This window comes from Alphaproteobacteria bacterium (assembly GCA_018667735.1).
Classification (GTDB): Bacteria; Pseudomonadota; Alphaproteobacteria; order Rickettsiales; family JABIRX01; genus JABIRX01.
On the sequence record JABIRX010000041.1, the window covers coordinates 1 to 7,928 of the forward strand.

A 7,928-nucleotide genomic window follows, 5' to 3' on the forward strand; every position below is an offset into this window, starting at 1 on the left:
GTTATAATTGGCTCTCCTTCAGTAAGTACAGATTTTGTAACTTGGTTTAAACTGCTTAAACCCTTAGCAGTTTTTAACACTTGCTCAATAGCTTGGATTTCTGTTTTTAAACCTGTAATATCTTCTGAATTACCTTTTTTAAATGGGTTTAAACTTTTCTTTTTACTTTCTAATTCTGTTAACTCTTTCCTTTTACTGTTCAGTTTAGCTTGTATTGTTTGCTCGCTTAATGATTTCATATCAGAGTTAGACTGTGTAAATTTATCTACAGCTACATCAAGCTTACCTTGACAGGAGCTCAATTCCTCTGTTCCTTTTGTAAAGCTTGACATGGCTATTGCAGATTCAGCAAGTTCAAATGCAGCTACTTGATTATCTTTCATTTTATCGAAAGATTCTTCTTTTAGACCTTTATTAGCTATTTGCGTGAAAGTAGCAATATAAGAGTTTAGCTCTGTTGTAAAGTTACTACTATCAAGCTCTTGCTGATTTTCTTTTAACTCGCTTAATTTAACTTGTCTATAGCGCTCATCAGTGAGTTCATCAGCTGATTTTACCGCTAAATATTCTCGACATAATATTAAATTCTGCTCAATTAAAGCAACTTGATATGATTTAGTTGCCGCTATTAACTCTTTACCGCTTTCTGGAAGTTCATCTAGTGCCTGCTTAACACTGCTAAATTCACTTCTTATATGAGCTGCTACTTTTTCTGATCGTTTGGACTGATCAGCAAAAGAGGTCTTGCTTGCCTCATATTCTGCTTTTTTACTAGTTAAGTCACCACCAGTCATGCCCTCAGCTTTTAATTTAGTAAGAACTGAACGTAACTCTAATTGATAACTCTTTATGCCTTTTTCTTCATCATCTCTCATCTCTATCTCTCATCTTCTCATCATTATTTATCTTTAACTTTTAGCCACCAGAACCTCTACCTATTGAAGAATTCCTTCCTTCATTTGCGATTTGCTCTGTAAATTTTCCTAATACTGGCTTTGTTATATCGCTTGCTTCATCTACTCTGCTGCCTCTTAGACTGTCTCTTATTTTACTCGCAGCAAACACTGCGCCTCCTGCAGCAAGACCGGCTATACCCATTGTATCTAAAGAGGTTGTACTTAAGACATCTAGTAAACCACTTTCAGCAAGTGACGCTACTGCTTCTATACCAGAAACCTCAACTACTGTTTCTATACCTAGTCCTGCCGCAGCACCAGCAGCTGCGGCTTTACCAGTTTTTTTAGCTAATTTTGGATCTGCTTTATCTTTTAACATTGGGTTTTCAGTTAATACATCTACTTCTCTTTCACCTGAAAATTCTTCAAATTCTGAACTTATAGAGGATTCACGGGCTGCTTCAACCGCGCTATCTCTGGCATTAGGCACTTCCCCAGGATCTCTATATTCTTGCTCAACATCCTTGCCTTGCTTAGCAAATATTGAACCTATTTTATCTTTAGCTTGTTGTTTAAGAGTTTTTTTACTTGCAACTATATTTGCTTCCTTTTGTACATCGGGGCTATTAACCGCATTTCGTATATCTTCTTCATTTATAGAGTTTATTGAGTCTCTCTCTCCAACCTCTCTGCTAGATAATGATTCTGCTGTAGATAAAATTAAATCTTGATATTCTGCTTTTGCTGCAAAATAAGTTTTTAGGGCTTTATCTAATTCACTTTCTTTAAATTGTTCTTTGGTGAGTGACTCTTCTTTTTTTGTAAAAACGCTCAGAATCGAAGAAGATACTTCAGGCAAGAATTCTTTTTTTATTTCAGCAAAAGATTTTCCTTCTAGTGATTCCAATTCTATTTTACCTTCTTCATTCATTAGTTTTTGTTTTACATCATCTCGAAGCATAGCAGTAATTTTTGCTGCTGCTATATTCATGTCGCTCTCACTTTTTCCTTGCTTAAGCGCTAACTCTTCTGCACGATTTTCAGATACTTCTGCATATGATATTTGCCCCTGAGTTTCAAGCTTATATCTTGCTTGTGTTACATAATTTTCTGGTAAATTTCTTACTAATCTAAAGCCATATTTTTCTGCACCCTTGGTAGCCTCCACATATTTTTCGCCCTGATATATAACACCACCTCTAGATAATAAACCCTCAGCCGTAAGTTTACCTTTACCCTTACTATCTTTTAATCTTCCCAATTTAGTGTTAGTTGGCTGATAAGATGAACCTAGTTTGTTTTCTTGACTTACTGCCTTTGCTAATGTGTCATATACAATATCTCTACTTAAATTTTTAGTCTTAATTTCCCCTCCTAGCTTACCAGTTATTCTACTTACTGCTATATTTGCAATATTATCTAGCGCAGGTTCTGTTATTTCGGTTAAAATAGATGGTTGATCTTTATCTGTATAACTAAAACTTTCAGCAAACTCTGTTGCAAAAGCTTTAATTTGCTCTTCTGTTAAATGATTGATTATATCATATTTCTTTTGAGCATGATTCATTAAATTTGCGCTATTAGCTTCCTCTGCAGCATCAAGTAACAAAGTGGCAATATTAGTAAGGACTGGTATAGGGATTTGATCAACAAATTCGCTAACAACTTCAATAGAAGTACCAGCTGCGGTTAATTGTGTTTCCTCAACTAAACCATCAGCCACCAATTTTAATAAAGTAATATTTTGTTTCATTGTAGCTTCAAAAGCTTTGGCTAACTTTGTTACTTTATGTTCTAATTTTAATTTCTCCTCTTCTCTAATTTCTCTAAATTCAGGCGATAAATTAACAAAATCAGTTTTTGCTACTATGCCATGCTCCATTTTACCAAAATTATCAAGTTTAAATTCTGTCATAGCTCCAGATTTCTCTTGATATGCAAGTAATTTAGTAGTTTTAGCCACACATTCTTCCAACTGCTCATTTATAGTTTGCACAGATTTTTCTTCTTTACTATTTAGCCTTCGTGAAAAACCTAGGAAGTTTTTTGCTTGAGTATTAATTGATTTTTTATCTCTGATTAATAACTCTTGCCTTTGCCTTAATTCTGCAACCTCTTGAGTTGAGGAAGATAGCTCTTTCCTTAACAATTTACTAGCTTCCTGTAAATGTCTTAACGAGCTTTCTTGTAATATATTAGGTGAAGCTGCAGAGCTGGTTTGCTTTGCATATTGATAAATCTGTTCAACTGACTTTACTATTTCTAAACTTATTTTCTTTTCCACTAATTCAGGCAAGGCTGCCTCTGGCATAAACTCTATCATTTTTGCAAATTGCTCAGATTGAGCAAGCATTTCATTTAGCTTAGGCTGATTAATTGTTTGATTATAGCTATCTTGCAATGCTGCAAGCTCAAAGGTGAATTCTCGATCTGTTAGATCATATTTGAAATTTTCACAATTGTTAATTGCTAAACTTAACTGAGCAATATTATATGTTTTTGCTGCTTGTATATATTCAGTTTCCGCAGCTTGGAGCTCTTTTAGATTTTTTTTATTACCCTGAACTAAGCTACTCTCTATTTCACTTTGTACTTTCCTTATGTTACTAGCAAAATTTTCTTCAGCTTGTTTCATTTGCACAGATAGTAACTGAACATCATTCTTGCTAAAACTCTCTTGTGACTCAGCTTTTAAACCATATTCTACAGCAAGCTTTCTGCGATAACTTAGCAAATCTTCTTTCAAAGTTAGTACTTTTTGTGCTACTGCTATTTTTTCACTAGCTAAATCTGCAGAATTTTGTACATCTAATATTTTAGCTGGTCTGGTTTGAGGTTTAAGTGTAATTGTTTTTTTTGCTGTTACTTCACTCTCACTCTTACTTACTGTTGCTGAAAGAGTTTTTGATAAACCTTCATATAATTTCTGCGCTTTAGCTTGTATACCTTTTTTACTCTCATCTTCTGTGATGTCTGCTAAAACTGAACTATCTAATAATACATCTCTTATACTAGCTTCTTCGCCTACTACATCTCTTGCTTCCACTTCTTGTTCTCTATCTTCAAAGTCTGCCGATGCTTGCGTTGCCACTTCTAATTCAAGTTCTCTAGCCACTTTTAAGTAAGATGTTATATTTTCTGTTAACTCCTGTTCTCTTACTCCCGCTTTAGTAAGCTGCGTTTTTCTTCCTACAGCCAAATTAATCATGCCAGTGCTTAGATATTTTTCTTTGAGCCGAGCTAATGAATTTTGTTCTAATTCACCAATAAAAAAATTCATTTTTTCTGTATTATCAGCTCCAGTTAATTTAGCCTTCACTTCTTCATTTAACATAAAGTAAATTTTTTGCTTAGCTATTAACTCTTTACCTTTTAATTCTTGGATCTTTAATTCTAATTTTTCCTCTACACCGCTCTCTAATTCAGTGACATCAACTTCTGCTCTTTTTTCTAATTTAAATTGCGTTCTAGTAATATAACCTTCTGGTAATTTACTAACAACTCTAAAGCCGTATTTTTCTGTACCTTTCTTTGCGTGTAAATATTTTTCTCCATTGTAAATTACACCACCTCTTGAAAGAAAACCCTCAGCTGTAATTTTACCTTCTCTTGCACTTTGCGCTGTTTTAGCCAATTTACTATTGGTTACTTGATATGATGAGCCTAAGGAGTTTTCTTTGGTAACTGCTTGTAATAATGTGTTTTCTATTGAACCCACTCTTAAATTATCAGCCTTAATTAAACCACCTAATTTTCCAGTTATTCTACCTGCCGCAATCTCAGCAATTTTATCAAGAGACTCCTCGGTTATATCATTCAAAATAGAAGGTTGATCCTTATCTGCGTAATTATAACTTTGCGCAAATTCTGTTGCAAAAGATTTTATTTGCTCTGTAGATACAGAGCTTATTACCTTATATTTGCTTTTAGCTATTACCTGCAAAGATACCAAATGTCCTTCTTCTGCTACTTTAGTTAGAAGTTTCGCAATATTTGTTATAATAGGTATAGGAATTTGAGAAATAACTTTATCAGTAAGTTCTATACCCACACCTACTGCGGTTAGCTGAGCTTCTGTAACCGTACCATCTGCCACTAATTTTAATAAAGTTATATTTTGTTGCAAACTATTAGAGAGTTTTGTAGCTAAAATATCTGCCTTGGCAGCTCTATCTTCATCTTCTTCTGCTTTTCTCTCACGTAGTTCAGGAGACAATTTTGCGAAATGCATTAGGTCTTTAATTACAAATTCGCTAGCACCTAAATCTGTGGCAGTTAGCTGCGCTAATTTTGGTGATATCTCTTTTGTATCAATATTTATTTGTGCAATTTTCTCGGTTAATTTTGCAACATTATCTTTAATTTTAGCTAAATCTTTTTCCTGATTTATAGAAGGTAATTTTTGTTTTTTTATTTGCTTTACTAAACGCTCTTCAGCTTGCAACTCATAAGTTATTTGCTTTTCTAATGATTTAATATCTAAACCTTCTGCTAGAGAAGATTTTAGTAATAAAGCCGCTTGATCTATTGTAGTAACCGCTTGCTCCTTAAACTTATCTCTTTTTGCTCTTCTACTAAAGTCACCTTTATCGCTAAATTCGGTGTATTTATAAATTTCAGCACTTGCTTTAACAAATTCTAAAGCTAGTTTTTTCTCACTTAATTGATCTAAGGATGAAGAAAAAGTTAATTTGGCTAAATTGGCTAATGTTTTATTGTGAGTCGATATTTCATTTACTTGCCCCATATTTATAATATCAAAATATCTATCTTGTATTATATCAATTTGATACATAAATTCTCGATCACTTGTGCATAATTTTAATCTGTCTATGTCAAGTAAACCTTGCTCTAATTGCGCTAAATTAAATTGTTTTTTTGCATCAACATATGTGATTTCTGCTAGCGACAAGTCATGTATAATTTTTTGGTTATCATAAATTTCTGCACTTTGTATTTTAGTGGAAGATATTTTTAATTGGGCTTCAAATTTGTCTTTTGCTGTTTCTAACTCAGCTTTTGTAATTTTAATATCTTTATTAGGTGGAAGATTTTCCGGCTTGGCTTTGCCATAGGATTTTTCTAATGTTACTTTTAGTGAAGTTAGCTCTTTTTTCAATTCAAGAGATTTTTTGTTAGCAGTTGATATCTCTAACTCTAATTCGCTTTCTCTCATAAATTTTTATATCTAATAGGTTCTGCTTGTTAATTTAAATGTAGCATTAAAAGATATCTGATGCAAATAATATAAAAATTAAAACTTTCTTAAAGAATCATAAGCTATTTTTTTATTATTCCTAAACTCAGTTTTACTAAGAGGAATTAAGCCACGATATACTAGATAACCATCCTCACCAATTAAATCGCTTGAGACTATATGTTTTACAAAATTCTTTAAATTATCTTTATTTTGATAATTATCTTCTTTGATGTAAATGAATAATGGTCTTGAGAGTGCATATCTTTGTGTTTTTATATTTTCATAACTTGCTTCAATCCCGTTAATTTTAGCTCCGGTTAGAAAGTCGCGATTATTATCAAGAAAACTATAGCCAACTATACCGAGAGCATTATGGTTTTGCAGCAATTTATGAATAATGAGATTATCATTTTCACCCATTTCAATATAGGCTCCATCTTCTCTGATATTGTTACAATATTTATGTCTTTCTGTGATATTAGCAAAATTATCTTTAAAAATTTGGTTATGCACACAATTTTTATAGATAATATTCTCAACAAATACATCTCTAGTGCCTGAAGTTGGTGGCGGACCATAGATTATTATATTAGTATTAGGTAAGTTAGGGTTGATTTCTTGCCATTTTCTATATGGATTTTTAATTATTTGTCCATCTTTTGGTACAAATTCTGCAAGTGCAAAAAACAATTCTTTTTCACTTAGATTAAAATGATGAGCTGAGGACATATTAACTAATACTATACCATCATAACCTATTTTAAGATGCGCAATATTATTAACTTTATTTTTTTTACAATTATCAACCTCCTTTTCTGTCATTACTCTAGATGCGTTTGCTATGTCGGCTGCATTTTCACCCACACCAGAACAAAATACTTTAAAGCCACCACCTGTGCCTGCCGCCTCTATTATTGGAGCTCTTTGTTTATATCTTGCAGCATATTCCTCTGTAATAAAACTCATAAAAGGATATACTGTGGAAGAGCCTGATATTCTGATATTATTTGCGTAAATGTTACTGTTTAAGCAAATTAGTAAAGTTACAAATAGAAATATTTTTTTATTCATTTTAATTACCTAATGTTCTGATAAAGCCCGATGAAAAATAGCTAAATGATTTAATTATTTTGACATCAAAAAGCCTCAAACCTTGACTATAGCATGTTCCATAACCACCTTTTGCAAAATCTCGAGCAGAAATTTGGGTTAGGTAGCATTCTATGACTCTATTTTGAGTTCCTCTTATACTTAATATTGCAGATTTATTATTATCATTATTACCATAAAAGTCATTTCTAATTTTATAGACCCCTCCTCTATATTCAATTCCTCCTATTCTGGCTTCCACATAGATATTATTTTTATCTATAGTATAATTAAAGTAGCTGTAAGATTCATAATTATATTTTTTAGTAATGTGAATAGCACCGGAGGATGGTATATTGCATGATGATATAATAGTACAAATCACAATTAGAATAAGAATTCTCATTATTACAAATTAAACATTTAGCTTCATATTAAAAGTGCAAGACTGATTTTAGAAGAAAAAATTAATTTTAATAAAATTTTTGTTGAAATAGAAAAGATAGTCATGTAAAAGCTTAGCACATCATTGCTCCTCGGTAGCTCAGTGGTAGAGCCGGTGACTGTTAATCACTTGGTCGGAGGTTCGAATCCTTCCCGGGGAGCCATTCATCTATTCTCTAACTCGTGAAAATCGGGTTAATTCTAGAAATCAATTACCCCTTCTAACCCCAGTGTTAGCGGGTTCTCAAGGCTTTTTACTTGTCCGCACCAGTTGTTGAAATCCTCTCCATTTTTCCTAA

At 32.7% G+C, this 7,928-nt stretch carries 4 protein-coding genes and 1 tRNA gene; 1 reads left to right on the forward strand and 4 read right to left on the reverse strand.

Annotated elements, in window-relative coordinates; all coding sequences use genetic code 11:
- The 4 genes from HOH73_04315 to HOH73_04330 all read right to left on the reverse strand — a co-directional run.
- Positions 1 to 875: hypothetical protein (locus HOH73_04315; GenBank protein MBT5828079.1), on the reverse strand; the 875-nt coding region annotated here is incomplete at its 3' end.
- A 40-nt stretch (positions 876 to 915) separates the two neighbouring features.
- The gene (locus HOH73_04320) at positions 916 to 6,072 is read right to left on the reverse strand and encodes a hypothetical protein (protein ID MBT5828080.1); all 5,157 of its coding nucleotides are present in this window, start codon (positions 6,070 to 6,072) and stop codon (positions 916 to 918) included.
- Between the two features lie 78 nt (positions 6,073 to 6,150).
- Positions 6,151 to 7,167: a phosphate ABC transporter substrate-binding protein gene (locus HOH73_04325; protein MBT5828081.1), complete on the reverse strand. Its 1,017-nt coding sequence runs from the start codon at positions 7,165 to 7,167 to the stop codon at positions 6,151 to 6,153.
- Between the two features lies 1 nt (position 7,168).
- Complete coding sequence (locus HOH73_04330) at positions 7,169 to 7,591, reverse strand: hypothetical protein (protein ID MBT5828082.1); 423 nt, start codon at positions 7,589 to 7,591, stop codon at positions 7,169 to 7,171.
- Between the two features lie 127 nt (positions 7,592 to 7,718).
- On the opposite strand from HOH73_04330, the gene HOH73_04335 reads away from it, so the two are divergent.
- A tRNA-Asn gene (locus HOH73_04335) sits at positions 7,719 to 7,793 on the forward strand.
- Positions 7,794 to 7,928 lie beyond the last annotated feature (135 nt).